Source organism: Mesorhizobium sp. P160927 (assembly GCF_057766385.1).
Window position 1 is genome coordinate 5,430,061 of sequence record NZ_JBYMDW010000001.1, and the last position, 13,335, is coordinate 5,443,395.

Consider the following 13,335-nt stretch of genomic DNA (forward strand, 5'->3'; position numbering starts at 1 on the left):
GCTCCATGTCCGAAAATGACTGCTTAGAGCGGGCCGCTCATCGTGTTGCAGTCGGAAAGCTTGCCGCTCTTGTAACCGCGCGTCAGCCAGGTCTGCCGCTGCTGCGAGGTGCCGTGGTTGAAGCTTTCCGGCACGACATAGCCCTGCATCTTCTTCTGCAGCGTATCGTCGCCGATCTGCTTGGCCGCGTTCAGCGCGCTTTCGAAGTCGCCCTGCTCCAATATGCCCTTCTGCCCGGTGTAATGCGCCCACACGCCAGCGAAGCAGTCGGCTTGCAGCTCGATGCGCACCGACAGCTGGTTGGCATCGGCTTCGCCCATGCCTTGCCGCATCTGGTTGAACTTCCCCATGATGCCGGTGAGGTTCTGCACGTGGTGGCCGACCTCATGCGCGATGACATAGGCGCGGGCGAACTCGCCGGAAGCGCCGAACTGCTGGTCGAGCTGCTGGAAGAAGGTCATGTCGAGATAGACCTTGTGGTCGCCCGGACAATAGAACGGTCCCGCCGCCGCCGAGGCAAAGCCGCAGGCGGAGCGGACCTGGCCGGAAAACAGCACCAGCTTCGGGTCCTCGTAGGTCAGGCCTTGCGACTTGAAGATGCCGGTCCAGGTGTCTTCCGTCTCGGCGAGCACGGTCGCCACGAACTGCTTCATCTCGTCATTGGCCGGTGTTGCGCCGCTGTCCTGGCCACCGCTGTTGTCTGATATCTGGCCACCGCCGCCCGGCAGCAGGCCGCCGTCGCCACCGCCCAGGATCGTTGAGGGGTCAAAGCCGAAATACCATCCGGCCAGCACCACCAGGATGACGAGAAATATGCTGCCGCCGCCACCGGCGCGGCCACCGATCGGGATGCGGAACTGACCGCCACCACCACCGATCCCGCCGCCGCCGCCATCGCTACGGTCGTCCTCGATATTGTCACTCTGACGACGGCCTCTCCAGAGCATGGCAACTCCTCGTGCTGCGAACTTCCCCATTGCTCCGGCACGGCCGGCTCAACCCAACAAACAAGTATCGCAATGGTTGCTCCAAGTCACAGCATTTTTGTGCCCAGGCAGCGTCGCATGGCCGCTTCACCGCACTGGCGTGTGCGCCCAAGGCCTGTAGCATCGCCGGCATTGGGAGGGGTTCCAGGCTTCAGGACGATCAGGGGTTTCCTGTCGCTGCTGGTGGCGTTGCCGTGCCTCGAACAGAAGACAGGCGGCTTTCCCGGCGGCATGCTGCGCAAGGCGAGCTGCGACAGGCTCCCCGACGAGGCGAGCCGCGGCCGGCTGGCCAAGACCGGCTGGCCAAGACCGGCTGGCCAAGACCGGCTTCAACGATTGCATCGCGTCCGGCAAGGACACAAATTCTGCACCAAGGAATTCTCCAAGACCGCCGGCCCGCGCGCTTGCGACAAGGCCCATCCCTGCCGCGAGGATTATATCTGCACCGAAGGCTACGATGATCTACCCGAGGCCAAGCCTGGCGAAGGGACCTGCATCCCGCCCTATTTGCCATCCGCGCAGCTGGAAGCAAGATGTCAGCGAGTGAAGCAGACCGAGGGCGGCAGGCCCGGAAGGAATTAGACCGGTCCGGCGGTTCTATCAAACGCCGAACCGCCTAGCCGGCTTCCAGGCTCCGCCAGAACTGGAGGACCGTGGCGGCGATCGCCTCCGGCGCATCTTCCTGGACGAGATGCTTGGCGTCGGGGACTGTCTGAAACGTCGCGCCAGGGATGCGCCGCGCCAGTTCCCGGCCGTCCTTTACCGGAATCCAGTCGTCATTTTCGCCCCACAGGATGGCGACCGGACAACGAATCTCGCCATATCGCCACTCCACCTCCTCCGTGTACTTGTCGTCCATCTGCGCGACTTGCCTCCAGAACGCCTTCTGGCCCTCGTCGCCAAGCCATGGACGAAGATAGGCCTGCATCTCGTCTGCGCGTAACCGATTGTCCGTCGCGCCATCGATGTAGGCCCGCAAGATCGCTTCGTGTACATACGCGGGCAGCCCAGCAAAAACCTTCTCGCTCTGCTTGGCTGCCTGGACCAGCGGCGAACCTTGCGGGCTGATCGCCACCGGATCGATCAGCACCAGCGAGCGGAACTCCAAACCGTTGAGCAGATGACCGCGCAGAGCGGTTGATCCGCCGAAATCATGCGCGACCACGTCGGGCCGTTCCAGCTTCCAGTGCGCATAGAGGGCCGCGAACAGCGCGTTCTGGATGCCGCGCGACACATCGCCGTCCGGCTTGTCCGACCAGCCATAGCCAAGCATGTCGAAATAGTGGATGCGTCGCTGCTTCGCTAGCCATGGCGCGATGCGGCGCCACTCGACCGAGGAGAATGGCGTGCCATGGAGAACGACGGCGGGCGGTCCTTCCCCCATCATGCCCCAAGCGATCGAATGTCCCTGAAAGACGAAGCGTTCGGGCGGGCGCCACTCGATGGTCATCCGCATCGATCCAGAACTGCCGCCGCCTAGTCTTTCTGCTTGGTGCCGGCGCTCTTGCCGTCGGAGCTTTTCGAGCGTTCCTCGAAACGATCGGCGCCCTTCTTCAGCGGATGTCCCGTTTCGGCCTCGGTCTTGCGCTCGTCCCTGGCGGCCGCCTGTTCCAGTCCTGTGGCTGCCTGCTTGCCTTTTGCGGTCGGTGCCTGCTCGATGCCCATCGCTTCCTCCCTGGCGCGCAACAGGCGCGCAAAGGGGAACGCGTATAAGCGCCGGCGGTTCCAGCGGCTAACATGGTCGAAAACGCGGCAATGAAGCGCTTCAACGCGCCGTCATCGCCTTTCGGAAAGCTTCCAGCGTCTCGGCGCTGACATGGTGCTCGATCCCCTCGGCATCGATGCGCGCCGTCTCGGCGCTGACGCCGAGCGAACGCAGGAAGGCCTCGACTGTCTGGTGGCGGATGCGGCTTTCCTCGGCGACCTTGCGGCCGGCTTCCGTCAGGAACACGCCGCGATAGGGCTTTCGCGACACGAGCCCGTCGGCGCAGAGCCGCGTCAGCATCTTGGCCACTGTCGGCTGGGCGACGCCAAGACGCGCGGCGATGTCGACCTGGCGCGCCTCGTTGCCGTCCTCGATCAGGTCGGCGATCAGTTCGACATAATCCTCGACCAGCGCGCTGCGGCGCGCTTCGCGCGTCTGCCGGAACCCTTCCGAATGGACACCTGCATCGAGCAACGGCTCACGCGGGACCGGTCTGTTCTTAAGCGCCAATGCGCGCTCCTCCTCGGGAGTTTACCGTCCCTGCTTTTATAGCACGGGCTGTGATTCTTCAGGCCGTTTATTTGCATTCCGAGAGAGGCGCAACCGGCCTCTCCCAGGCGCCCCTTCGCACGCACAACGCGGCGAGATAAAAAGCACCAACAATGAAATATAGCATATTGCATAATGTTGAGCCGTGGCATACCTTGAGGGCATCCTCCGGAAGTCGCGGAAAGCCTTTTCATGTCAGAAGCAGACGTCACAACTTCCCGGTCCGCATGGCGCTTCGCCAGTCGGGATGAAGACGATCAGCCCAGTCTGCGCGAGGTCAACGCCTCCATCGCGGTGCCGACATCAGGCGTCTGGTTCCGCCGCCTGTTCGCCTTCATGGGCCCCGGCTACATGGTCTCGGTCGGATATATGGACCCGGGCAACTGGGCGACCGACCTCGCCGGTGGCGCCCAGTTCGGCTACACGCTTTTGTTCATCATCATGCTGTCCAACCTGATGGCGATCCTGCTGCAGGCTTTGGCCGCGCGTCTTGGCATCGCCACCGGCCGCGACCTCGCCCAGGCCTGCCGCGCCTACTATCCGCGCCCGGTCAATCTCGTGCTGTGGATCGCCTGCGAACTCGCCATCATCGCCTGCGACCTCGCCGAGGTGATCGGCACCGCGATCGCGCTGCAGCTTTTGTTCGGCATCCCGCTGATCGGCGGCGCCATGCTCACCGCGCTAGACGCTTTCCTGGTCCTGCTCCTGATGAACAAGGGTTTTCGCTATCTCGAAGCCTTCGTCGTCGCGCTTTTGATCGTCATCTTCAGCTGCTTTGCCATCCAGATCTTCGTTGCCGCCCCGCCGGCCGGCACGATCCTGCATTCGATGTTCGTGCCGTCCTCGGAAATCGTCACCAATCCGGCGATGCTCTACATCGCCATCGGCATCATCGGCGCAACGGTCATGCCGCACAATCTCTACCTGCATTCCTCGATCGTGCAGACCCGCGCCTATGAGCGCACGGAGGCCGGAAAACGCGATGCCATCAAATGGGCGACGACGGACTCCACCATCGCCCTGATGCTGGCGCTGTTCGTCAATGCCGCCATCCTGATCGTCGCGGCGGTCGCCTTCCACGAAACCGGCCACCAGGATGTCGCCGAGATCGACCAGGCTTTCAAGCTGCTGTCGCCGTTGCTTGGCCTCGGCATCGCCTCGATCCTGTTTGCCGTGGCACTGCTGGCGTCAGGCCTGAATTCGACGGTGACGGCAACGCTCGCCGGCCAGATCATCATGGAAGGTTTTCTGCGCCTGCGCATCCCCAACTGGGCTCGGCGCCTGCTGACGCGCGGCCTCGCCATCATTCCGGTGGTGGTCGTCACCGCGCTCTATGGCGAGAAGGGCACCGGCCAGCTGCTGGTCTTCAGCCAGGTGGTGTTGTCCATGCAACTGCCTTTCGCGGTCGTCCCGCTGGTGCAGTTCGTGTCCGACAAGAAGAAGATGGGCAATCTCGCCATTCCGCGCGGCGTCGCCGCACTGGCCTGGGTGGTCACGGCCATCATCCTGGTGCTCAATTTCAAGCTGCTCTACGACACAATGTTCGGGGTTGGTTGAAGTTCCGTTTAATCACGGGACAAGCCGCCGGATCGCGCTATCTTCCCGATGCCATGAGCGACCTCGAAGACATCAGGACATTCTACGCGCGGCTGATGGCGGCCAATGCCGCCTCATCGGACCCGCGCCTGGAAGAAGTGTTCGCCAGCGTACCGCGCGAGGCGTTCCTCGGCCCCGGCCCATGGACGGTCATCACCGGCAACGGCACGGTCACCACGCCAAGCGCCGATCCGGCCCACATCTGCCAGAACGTTCTGGTAGCGCTCGATGCCGACAAGGGCATCAACAATGGCGAGCCTTTCCTGCACGCCATGTGGATCGGAAAAGTCGCACCAAAGCCTGGTGAGGCCATCACGCATATCGGCGCCGGCAGCGGTTATTACACGGCTTTGCTGGCCAAACTGGTTTCGCCAGGCGGCACCGTCACCGCCTTCGAGTTGGACGACAGGCTGGCCGAGCTGGCGCGCAAGAATCTCGAAACCTATGGCAATGCGACCGTTTTCCATGGCGACGCCGTGACGTCGCCGCTGTCGCCATCCGACATCATTTATGTCAATGCCGGTGCCGTCGCCCCTCCCGCCGGATGGCTGAAAGCGTTGCGCCCCGGCGGCCGCATGATCTTTCCCTGGCGTCCCGCCGAGCGCGTCCCGCTGGCGATCCTGGTGACCCGCACCGAAAAGGGTTTTGCCTGCGATCCGTTCATGCGTGCCTGGTTCATCCCATGCTTCGGCGCCTCGCTCGCGGATCTTGCGGCGAAGATCCCGACACGCGAGCAGGCCACGCGCAGCCGCTCGATCTGGCTGGTCGAGGACAGGCAGCCGGACCGCACCGCCACGGCGATCTTCGAGCATGTCTGGTTCTCGTCGAAAGCCGTGAGCGTCCGCGGCTGACCTATCGAGGGCGGACCAAATCTCGCGGCCTTTGTCGGGACGGGCGCGGTTGCTCCGTCCTTGGGTTGAAGTCCGGCCGCTATGGCGTGGACGCAAGCAAAGGGAGAGCACAATGAGGAAGATCATCGCCGCGACCTTCGTCAGCCTCGATGGCGTCATGCAGGCGCCGGGAGGGCCGGAAGAGGATCCGGTCGGCGGCTTCGAATTCGGCGGCTGGACGTTCCACTATTTTGACGAGGTGGGAGGCGCGGCAATGGAGGAATTGTTCTCCAGACCCTTCGCCCTGCTGCTCGGCCGCAGAACCTACGACATCTTCGCCGCGTACTGGCCCTACCAGAAAGATCCGATCGCGGATGCGTTCAACCCCGCAACCAAGTACGTCGCGACTCATCGGCCGGATACTTTGACCTGGCAGAACACGCACGCGCTTGGGCCCGATATCATCACGGCCTTGCGTCGCCTCAAGCAGGAAGATGGACCTGACCTGCTCATCCAGGGGTCTGGCGATCTCATTCAGACCTTGCTCACCAACGGGCTGATCGACGAGATCCGGCTGATGATCTTCCCGCTGTTGCTGGGCAAGGGCAAGCGGCTGTTCGGCGATACAGCGATGCCGGCCGCTTTCAAGCTGGTCAAATCGCGGACTTCGACCACCGGCGTCATTATCGCGACCTATGAGCGCGCGGGCGAGATCAAGGTCGGCTCCTTTGTCACTGGCGAGCCATCCGACGCCGAACTCGAGCGGCGCAAGAACTGGAAGTAAATTCGGTCATCAAGCAGCCTGTAAACGCCGCGCCAGCCCGTCCCTTATATGCCGGGCGAATTCCTGCGCCGCCGTGCTCACGCCATGCCGCGGCAGGTGCAGGTTGATGGCAAAATTCGGCAGCGGCGGCAGGCCGGTGTCGAACGGCAATATGTCGAGATCGGCTGGCACGGTGGAGGCGAGCCATGTGGTGACGGCGAGGTCGGAACGAACCGTCGCCGTCGTCGCGTCGATGTTGCCGTTCTCGAACACGCTGCGCCATTCCAGCCCATGCTCCTTGAGTGCCGCCAGCACCACCGGCCGGAAGGCGCAGGTGTCGGCAACGATCGAGACGGGCAATGGCCGCTTGGCGCGAGCCACCCCACCCCTTGCGCCGACCCAGACCAGCCGGTCGATGGCCAGGCATTCGCCCGAGGTTGGACCGACCCGCTCCTCGATTACCGCGAGGTCGATGGTGCCCGCCGCCAGTGCCGCCGCCAGTTCCGGCGAGGAGGCGCAGACCAGCGATATCTCGACCTGGGGATAGGCCTCGGCATAGGCCTTCAGTACGGGGGCCAGCAATGTGCCGACAAGGTCGTAGGGAACGCCGAGCCGCACCTGTCCGGCGACAGCGCTCCCCACCATCTCGGTCCAGATCTCGTCATTGAGGCTGAGCAGGCGCCTTGCCTTGTCGAAAAGCCGCTCGCCGGAATGGGTCAGCCGCAGACCGCGCCGGTCGCGCTCGAACAGCCCGCAGCCGAGCGTTTCTTCCAGCCGCTTGACCTGCTGGCTGACCGCGCCCTGCGTCAGGTGCAGCGCGTTGGCCGCCGCTGTCATGCTGGCCTTGTCGGCGACGGTGACGAAGGTGCGCATGAGACTGGTATCGAGATTGCGGATCATGATCGGCATTATAATTGCTAATGACGACCATCGCAAACATTGCATTTACTGATCCAACTCTCAGTCTAACATGAAGCCTCCGACAAGGGATGCTCCATGCTCCAGCCGATCCTGCCGCTCATCCTGTTTGCCTTCGTGGCCACCGCGACGCCGGGCATCGCCACGACACTGTCGACCGCTTCGGGTGCGCAATTCGGCTTTCGCCGCTCGGTTCCCTTGATGATGGGCAGTGCCGCCGGCCTCGCGACCGTGACGGGGGCGGCCGCTGCCGGGCTTGCCGGGCTGCTGCTTGCCATGCCCTCGCTGCAGCTTGCCATGAAGATCGCCGGCTCGCTCTACCTCGTCTGGCTGGCAATCAAGATCGGCCGCGCCGGCCCGCCCAATCTCGATGTCACCATGGCCAAACCCAACAGTTTCCTGGGCGGCGCCGGCATCCAGTGGATGAACCCCAAGGGCTGGGCGATGGGCCTGGGCGCGGCGGCCTCCTTCGCCGCGCTTGCCGACGGGCCGGGACAACTTGCTTTGCTGCTCGGCTCGACCTTCGGCCTCACCGCCGCCATCTCGCTGTCCGTCTGGTGCGTGGCGGGCATGGTGCTGGCGCGGCTGCTCAAGGCCGAGTGGCAATGGCGCGCGCTCAACATCGTGCTGGCGCTGGTGCTCGCCGGGTCGATCATCCCGATGTGGCGGACGGTCTGACGGCCGGCCGCCACGTCGGCCTAAGCCGCGTAGCGCGGGGCCGGCTTGTCGGCATGCAGGCTGCCATAGAAGGCCTGGCGGGCGCCTAGGAATGTGTCCAGCTTCCCGGTGTCGGCAAGCGCCGGCACGGTGACGGCCTCGCCCCTGGCCAGGCCGACAAGGGCAGCGTCCACCATATCGTCGGCGGTCATGACGATCTCCTTCGGCAACTGGTCGATATCACCGCCGGAAAGCTCCCAGAAATCGGTCCGGGTCGCGCCCGGCAGCACCACCTGCACCGTCACTCCAGTGCCCGCGACCTCGCGATGCAGGGCTTCGGTGAAGTTGACCACATAGGCCTTGGTCCCGCTGTAGATGCCGCCGAACGAGGTATCGAAGGCCAGGACCGAGGCGATGTTGACGATCCCGCCCCGGTTGCGCGCCAAGAGCCCAGGCAGCACGGCACGCGTCAGCCGGGTCAGAGCCACGACATTGACCTTGATCATGCGCTCGGCCGCGTCGGCGTCGGCGGTTGCCACCACTGCCTGGCCGCCAAGGCCGGCATTGTTGACCAGCAGCGTCACGGTTTCGTCGGCTGATATCGACTGCTCGACACGGCGCAAATCGTCGTCGTCGGACAGATCGGCGCTGAGCACGCTGACGTTGCGACCGTGGGCATGGCGCAGCTTCTCGGCCAGCGCCTGTAGTCGATCTGCACGGCGCGCCACCAGCACCAGGTCATAGCCCTGCCCCGCCAGACGGTCCGCATAGACGGCGCCGATCCCCGATGAGGCGCCGGTGACGACCGCCGTGCCCTTGTTGTCATTCTTGCTCATTATCGCGTTCCTTGTGTTCGTTGTCTTCCGCCGGGGTGGATATATATCGGTCGGCAAGGCTGCTGTTCGAATTAGTGGCATATGCCACTTTCCGCGAAGTAGGTATATGCCAGCATCTTGTCAACGGCGGCGGTGAAAACTATTTTTGCGGCGGGCTGGCGCACCTGCCGGGGCGATTCCAGCAAGTGCTCAGCAGTTTGGCGCCCCGAATTGCGCAACAAGAGAGAGCATTGGAGGCGATGCGTTTCGCCGGAGATGTTCCAGCAAGGAGCGGTCATGAGTGAAGCTGATGGATTTAGCCGTTGCAACAATGCCACCTTGCGGCGCACCGCGCGCAGGCTTGGCCGGTTCTACGACGACGCGCTGGCGCCTTCCGGCCTGAAGGGTACGCAGTTCGGCCTGCTTTTCCAGATCAGTGTCGGCGCCGACCCGGCGATGGGAGCCATTGCCGAGGCGCTGATAATGGACCTCTCCGCGCTCGGCCACACGCTGAAGCCCCTGGTCCGCGACGGCTATGTCGAAACCTTCCCCGACAAGGACGATCGCCGCGTCAAGCGCGTACGGCTGACGCCATCAGGACAGGCCAAGCTCGACGAGGCGATCAAGCTATGGAGCGTCGCCCAGCGGCAATTCGAGGCCATGATCGGCGCGGAGCCGGCCGCGAAACTGCGTGCCACACTCGATGAAGTGGCTGAGTTGAAGCTGGAAGTGCCCGCGGCCACTCCTTCCAGCTGAAGAAGCGGCCGCCCAGCTGAAGAAGCGGCCGCGAAAAACGACGATGCATGCCTCGGAGCCGGCCTTATTCCGCCGGCATGGTGACGGCCCGGGCAAACACCCGTCCCGCCAGCACGATGCCCAGTCCGATGATCGGAAACACCGCCGCGACCAGGCCGAGATCGGCGGGCGCGCCGTAGCGCAGCACGCCACCACCGACCACCGCGCCCACCGCCACGCCGAGATAGAGCGCCGAGCCGTTGAGCGACAGCACGATCGGTGCGGCGTCCGGCGCCAGCTTGATGATGCGGCTGGCCTGCGCCGGCGGGAACGCCCAGCCGACGATGCCCCAAGGCACCATCATCGCCATCAGCGCCGGTCCGGCGATGTGCTGCGGCAGGAAGGTCGGGATGACCGACAGCATGACCAGCATGGCCGCACTCAACGCCAGCGACCAGCCGACGGTGCGGGTGGCGCCGAAACGGTCGGCCGCCTGGCCGCCGGCAATGTTGCCGACCACAGCGCCGACGCCGAAGGCGAGCAGCATGCCGGGCAGCGCGATCTCGCTCAGCCCGCCGCTCTCGATGGCAAGCGGCGCGACATAGGCAAAGACGGTGAAGGCACCGACCAGCGCCAGCAATGTCGTCACCAGGATCGGCATCACGCCGGGACGCATGGCGGCCGCCAGCCGGCGCTTCAGCGGCAGCCTGGTGCCGATGATGCCGCGCGGCAGGCGGTACCACAGGATGGCGCCGGACAGCGCGCCAAGGCCGGCAATGGCGTAGAAGGTGCCGCGCCAGCCCGCGATGGCAGCGACCAGCGCGCCAAGCGGTGCACCGACAGCGACGGCCACGGTGGTGCCGCCGACGACGACGGCGATGGCGCGGGCTCGGTGATGATCATCCACCAGCGCCACCGCCGTGCCTTGCGCGGTCGCCGCGAACAGGCCCGACGACAGCGCCATGATGATGCGTGCGACGAGCAGCACTTCGAAGGATGAGCTCAGGGCGGCGACGACATTGCCGACGACGAAGAATACCAGCGTCCACAGGATGACGCGGCGCCGGTCCCATTCGCCGGTCAGCGTCGCCAGGATCGGCGTGCCCAGGGCATAGGCGAGCGCGAAGGCGGTGATCAGCGATCCGGCGAGCGGCACCGAGATGCCGGCATCCCTGGCGATATCGGGCAGAAGGCTGGAGATGACGAAGCCTTCGGTCGAGATTGCAAACGATCCGAGCGCAAGCCAGAAGATTCTCTTGTCCATGGGAAAGCGTCCTTAGTTCAAAAGTTATTGAACAATTGGACATAAAAGGGCATCATGTCAATGAAGCCAGGCAAAAATAGCACAACCATGCTGACAGCCCTGTGTCAGGACGGCCCATGAAGTGGAGAAATAGCGTGTATGGACCGGGCAGGATCGACGCGTTGAAATCGGCCCGAACTGTGCTTAGGTTCCAGCGATGACCTTGCCACACCCCAATACGGACCAGATCAGCCTGCCCATTGTGCTCGGCGTGCTCGGCGACCCGACGCGGCTTGCGATCGTGCGCTATCTCGCCAGCAAGGAAGGCGTGCCGCTGAACTGCAGCCGGTTCCTCGATCTCGGCTCCAAGACCAACCTCAGCTACCACCTCGCCAAACTGCGTGAGGCCGGCGTCACCCGCGCCGAAGTGGTTGGCACCAACCGCATGATCACGCTGCGCCGCGCCGATCTCGACGCCCGCTTCCCCGGCCTGCTCGACAGCGTCATCGCCGCGGCTGCGGACGACGCCGCCCTGCCGGCCGTCGGCGGCCACGACATCGAAGCGTCGGCCTGACACGTTTCCTTTCTCTCGCGAAGCGGTAGGAAACTATGTCCCTGTCAGGATCGCCCTTTCGACCAGTCCCTTGCCAGCCTGTGGAGCTCCCTCGAAAATGCGCTTAGCCGTCCTGGCCGATATCCACGGCAATGTTCTCGCGCTCGACGCCGTGCTCGAAGACATGGCGCGGCGCGGCGGCGCCGACCTCACCGTCAATCTCGGCGACAGCGTTTCGGGGCCGCTGTGGCCGCGTGAAACAATGGAGAGGCTGGAGGCGCTCAACCTGCCGACGGTGCGTGGCAACCATGACCGCCGCGTCGCCGTCGATCCGGCCGACGAGACCATGTGGGCGTCCGACATCTATGCGCGGCAGCGACTGACGCCAGCGCAGCGCGATACACTGTTCGCCCAACCCTTGATCCTTGAGATTGCGCCCGGCGTCATCGCCTTCCACGCCCGCCCCGATCACGACGAGAAATACCTGCTCGACGCGATCGTCGATCGTCAGCTGGTGCGCGCGCCGCTGGCGGCGATCCGGCGCCGGCTGAAGGCGCTCGACCCGGCCTGCCGCATCGCGCTGTGCGGCCACAGCCATCGACCCGAACTGATCCGTATCCCTGACGGTCCCGTCATCTTCAACCCGGGCAGCATCGGCTGCCCCGCCTATGACGACGACACGCCGCCGGCCCATGTCTCCGAACAGGGTTCGCCGCACGCCCGCTACGGCATCGTCACCCTGGGCGGCGCCGGCCAGCCGGATCGCTTCGAGATGATCGCCGTCGAGTACGACCACGAGGCGGCGGCACGGCAGGCTGAACACACGGGACGCCCGGAATGGGCGCACGGCCTGCGCACCGGCTTCATGCCGGAAGCGGCGCGGCCGTGATCCTGATCCCTAGACTTGCACCGCCAGCACCGGTCCGCCGCAATGACTAGCCTCAATTTCCAGCTTACATGGCGGCACATCGTCCCTTATAGAATTCGCCGGACATGCGGCGAGACCGCCGCGGCATGGTGGTATCGGCGCACGGCCAAATGATGAGGCGCACAGTTACGCTCCGAACAGGTTTGCATGCGCTGGTTGCCGCTCCGCTGCTGATGGCGGCATGGCCGGCTGTCGTCCCGGCCCATGCCGAAGAGGCGCCGTTCATCTCCGTCATCACCGGGCTCGCCCCCGACGACCTGCTCAATGTGCGCGCCAAGCCGTCGGCGATCGGCAAGACCGAGGCCCGTCTGGCCGCCGGTGCGAGCGTGAGAAATCTCGGCTGCAACGACATTGACGGCCATCCCTGGTGCAAGGTCGAGTCTGACAATCCCAAAGCCACCGGCTGGGCTCCCGCGCGCTACCTCGTTCCTCTCAATCCCGCGACCGTGCCCGACGGGGCGGCGGATACGCCCGGCATGGCCCCCGAAGCCGCCGCGATGCCCAATGCACCCGACCTGACCGCACGGCTGGGTGGCGCGAGCCAACCGGCCAGCCCCGAAACCATGCCGAAATCCGCGGCGGAGATCGCCATGCAGGATGCCTACGGCCTGGCGCTGGCGGCAACTGAAAACGCGCCCGCGGCCGAAGAGCCAACGGGGGCCACGGCAGCCGCCGATGGCGCCCTGCAGATTCCCTGCGCCCGCTACGTTGGACAACCCATGGCGCCTTGCGCGGCGAACGTGACACACAAGGGCACTGACAAGGCCGACGTGACCGTGACCTGGCCCGAGGGCGGCAGCCGCGTCATCTCCTTCACTGCCGGCCTGCCGGCAAGCTCGGACGCCGGCAGCGACTTCCGCTTCACCCGGGAAGGCAAACTCAACATGATCCGCATCGGCGTGTCGGAGCGGTTCGAGATCACGGACACGGTGGTGTTGGGGAATTAGGCACGCTCCAGAGTCGACGCGAGGGCATGAGACACTTGTTTGCTTAGCACGCGTACCCGCATTTTCGGGGTTACATCGGGCAAAACTCTTCCCTATAAGGCCCTCCTAGC

The 13,335-nt window shown here is 64.7% G+C and carries 16 protein-coding genes; 9 read left to right on the forward strand and 7 right to left on the reverse strand.

The genetic code is table 11. The features are described from left to right. Window positions 1-23: 23 nt before the first annotated feature. The gene (gene ypfJ / locus AC3CB8_RS26565; protein ID WP_352564608.1) at window positions 24-947 is read right to left on the reverse strand and encodes a KPN_02809 family neutral zinc metallopeptidase; all 924 of its coding nucleotides are present in this window, start codon (window positions 945-947) and stop codon (window positions 24-26) included. Window positions 948-1,064: 117 nt separating this feature from the next. Here ypfJ and AC3CB8_RS26570 point away from each other — a divergent pair, with 117 nt between their 5' ends. Then, window positions 1,065-1,568 (forward strand): hypothetical protein, encoded by a 504-nt coding sequence (locus AC3CB8_RS26570; protein ID WP_352595390.1) that lies wholly within the window; start codon window positions 1,065-1,067, stop codon window positions 1,566-1,568. A 34-nt stretch (window positions 1,569-1,602) separates the two neighbouring features. Here the strand turns inward: AC3CB8_RS26570 and AC3CB8_RS26575 are convergent, their stop codons facing one another. The 3 genes from AC3CB8_RS26575 to mntR all read right to left on the reverse strand — a co-directional run bounded on the left by AC3CB8_RS26575 (window position 1,603) and on the right by mntR (window position 3,201). Continuing rightward, entirely contained in the window at window positions 1,603-2,436 is an 834-nt protein-coding gene (locus AC3CB8_RS26575) for an alpha/beta fold hydrolase (protein WP_352564606.1), read from the reverse strand. Between the two features lie 26 nt (window positions 2,437-2,462). Next, entirely contained in the window at window positions 2,463-2,651 is a 189-nt protein-coding gene (locus AC3CB8_RS26580) for a hypothetical protein (RefSeq protein ID WP_352564604.1), read from the reverse strand. A 100-nt stretch (window positions 2,652-2,751) separates the two neighbouring features. Further along, window positions 2,752-3,201: a manganese-binding transcriptional regulator MntR gene (gene mntR / locus AC3CB8_RS26585; protein WP_023770167.1), complete on the reverse strand. Its 450-nt coding sequence runs from the start codon at window positions 3,199-3,201 to the stop codon at window positions 2,752-2,754. A 231-nt stretch (window positions 3,202-3,432) separates the two neighbouring features. On the opposite strand from mntR, the gene AC3CB8_RS26590 reads away from it, so the two are divergent. From AC3CB8_RS26590 to AC3CB8_RS26600, 3 genes are all read left to right on the forward strand, one after another. Then, on the forward strand, window positions 3,433-4,797 hold the full coding sequence (locus AC3CB8_RS26590; RefSeq protein ID WP_352564602.1) for an Nramp family divalent metal transporter: 1,365 nt from the start codon (window positions 3,433-3,435) through the stop codon (window positions 4,795-4,797). Window positions 4,798-4,850: 53 nt separating this feature from the next. Beyond that, window positions 4,851-5,687 (forward strand): protein-L-isoaspartate O-methyltransferase family protein, encoded by an 837-nt coding sequence (locus AC3CB8_RS26595; protein ID WP_352564600.1) that lies wholly within the window; start codon window positions 4,851-4,853, stop codon window positions 5,685-5,687. A 112-nt stretch (window positions 5,688-5,799) separates the two neighbouring features. Next, window positions 5,800-6,450 (forward strand): dihydrofolate reductase family protein, encoded by a 651-nt coding sequence (locus AC3CB8_RS26600; RefSeq protein WP_352564598.1) that lies wholly within the window; start codon window positions 5,800-5,802, stop codon window positions 6,448-6,450. A gap of 9 nt (window positions 6,451-6,459) precedes the next feature. Here AC3CB8_RS26600 and AC3CB8_RS26605 read toward each other — a convergent pair whose 3' ends face one another. Then, the gene (locus AC3CB8_RS26605) at window positions 6,460-7,338 is read right to left on the reverse strand and encodes a LysR substrate-binding domain-containing protein (RefSeq protein ID WP_435053044.1); all 879 of its coding nucleotides are present in this window, start codon (window positions 7,336-7,338) and stop codon (window positions 6,460-6,462) included. Between the two features lie 87 nt (window positions 7,339-7,425). Between AC3CB8_RS26605 and AC3CB8_RS26610 the strand changes: the two genes are divergently transcribed. Next, window positions 7,426-8,025, forward strand: coding sequence for a LysE family translocator (locus AC3CB8_RS26610; RefSeq protein ID WP_352564596.1), 600 nt, complete (start codon window positions 7,426-7,428; stop codon window positions 8,023-8,025). Between the two features lie 20 nt (window positions 8,026-8,045). Here AC3CB8_RS26610 and AC3CB8_RS26615 read toward each other — a convergent pair whose 3' ends face one another. Further along, window positions 8,046-8,840 (reverse strand): SDR family NAD(P)-dependent oxidoreductase, encoded by a 795-nt coding sequence (locus AC3CB8_RS26615; RefSeq protein ID WP_023781505.1) that lies wholly within the window; start codon window positions 8,838-8,840, stop codon window positions 8,046-8,048. A gap of 276 nt (window positions 8,841-9,116) precedes the next feature. On the opposite strand from AC3CB8_RS26615, the gene AC3CB8_RS26620 reads away from it, so the two are divergent. After that, a complete protein-coding gene (locus AC3CB8_RS26620; protein WP_352564594.1) occupies window positions 9,117-9,575 on the forward strand; it encodes a MarR family winged helix-turn-helix transcriptional regulator in 459 nt (152 codons plus the stop codon). A 64-nt stretch (window positions 9,576-9,639) separates the two neighbouring features. On the opposite strand, the gene AC3CB8_RS26625 is transcribed toward AC3CB8_RS26620, so the two are convergent. Then, complete coding sequence (locus tag AC3CB8_RS26625; RefSeq protein ID WP_023770176.1) at window positions 9,640-10,818, reverse strand: MFS transporter; 1,179 nt, start codon at window positions 10,816-10,818, stop codon at window positions 9,640-9,642. A gap of 196 nt (window positions 10,819-11,014) precedes the next feature. On the opposite strand from AC3CB8_RS26625, the gene AC3CB8_RS26630 reads away from it, so the two are divergent. From AC3CB8_RS26630 to AC3CB8_RS26640, 3 genes are all read left to right on the forward strand, one after another. After that, the gene (locus AC3CB8_RS26630) at window positions 11,015-11,371 is read left to right on the forward strand and encodes an ArsR/SmtB family transcription factor (RefSeq protein ID WP_023770177.1); all 357 of its coding nucleotides are present in this window, start codon (window positions 11,015-11,017) and stop codon (window positions 11,369-11,371) included. A 97-nt stretch (window positions 11,372-11,468) separates the two neighbouring features. Further along, complete coding sequence (locus tag AC3CB8_RS26635) at window positions 11,469-12,239, forward strand: metallophosphoesterase family protein (protein WP_352564592.1); 771 nt, start codon at window positions 11,469-11,471, stop codon at window positions 12,237-12,239. Window positions 12,240-12,388: 149 nt separating this feature from the next. Next, complete coding sequence (locus AC3CB8_RS26640; RefSeq protein WP_023770179.1) at window positions 12,389-13,225, forward strand: SH3 domain-containing protein; 837 nt, start codon at window positions 12,389-12,391, stop codon at window positions 13,223-13,225. The last annotated feature ends 110 nt before the right edge of the window (window positions 13,226-13,335 follow it).

Excerpts from the sequence above, each read along its gene's own strand:
- AC3CB8_RS26600 (WP_352564598.1), top strand. The coding sequence starts at position 5,800 with ATGAGGAAGATCATCGCCGCGACCTTCGTCAGCCTCGATGGCGTCATG.
- AC3CB8_RS26615 (WP_023781505.1), bottom strand. The coding sequence starts at position 8,840 with ATGAGCAAGAATGACAACAAGGGCACGGCGGTCGTCACCGGCGCCTCA.
- AC3CB8_RS26590 (WP_352564602.1), top strand. The coding sequence starts at position 3,433 with ATGTCAGAAGCAGACGTCACAACTTCCCGGTCCGCATGGCGCTTCGCC.
- AC3CB8_RS26575 (WP_352564606.1), bottom strand. The coding sequence starts at position 2,436 with ATGACCATCGAGTGGCGCCCGCCCGAACGCTTCGTCTTTCAGGGACAT.
- AC3CB8_RS26620 (WP_352564594.1), top strand. The coding sequence starts at position 9,117 with ATGAGTGAAGCTGATGGATTTAGCCGTTGCAACAATGCCACCTTGCGG.
- AC3CB8_RS26580 (WP_352564604.1), bottom strand. The coding sequence starts at position 2,651 with ATGGGCATCGAGCAGGCACCGACCGCAAAAGGCAAGCAGGCAGCCACA.
- AC3CB8_RS26605 (WP_435053044.1), bottom strand. The coding sequence starts at position 7,338 with ATGCCGATCATGATCCGCAATCTCGATACCAGTCTCATGCGCACCTTC.
- AC3CB8_RS26640 (WP_023770179.1), top strand. The coding sequence starts at position 12,389 with ATGATGAGGCGCACAGTTACGCTCCGAACAGGTTTGCATGCGCTGGTT.
- AC3CB8_RS26625 (WP_023770176.1), bottom strand. The coding sequence starts at position 10,818 with ATGGACAAGAGAATCTTCTGGCTTGCGCTCGGATCGTTTGCAATCTCG.
- AC3CB8_RS26595 (WP_352564600.1), top strand. The coding sequence starts at position 4,851 with ATGAGCGACCTCGAAGACATCAGGACATTCTACGCGCGGCTGATGGCG.
- AC3CB8_RS26610 (WP_352564596.1), top strand. The coding sequence starts at position 7,426 with ATGCTCCAGCCGATCCTGCCGCTCATCCTGTTTGCCTTCGTGGCCACC.
- AC3CB8_RS26630 (WP_023770177.1), top strand. The coding sequence starts at position 11,015 with ATGACCTTGCCACACCCCAATACGGACCAGATCAGCCTGCCCATTGTG.
- AC3CB8_RS26570 (WP_352595390.1), top strand. The coding sequence starts at position 1,065 with ATGGCCGCTTCACCGCACTGGCGTGTGCGCCCAAGGCCTGTAGCATCG.
- ypfJ (WP_352564608.1), bottom strand. The coding sequence starts at position 947 with ATGCTCTGGAGAGGCCGTCGTCAGAGTGACAATATCGAGGACGACCGT.
- AC3CB8_RS26635 (WP_352564592.1), top strand. The coding sequence starts at position 11,469 with ATGCGCTTAGCCGTCCTGGCCGATATCCACGGCAATGTTCTCGCGCTC.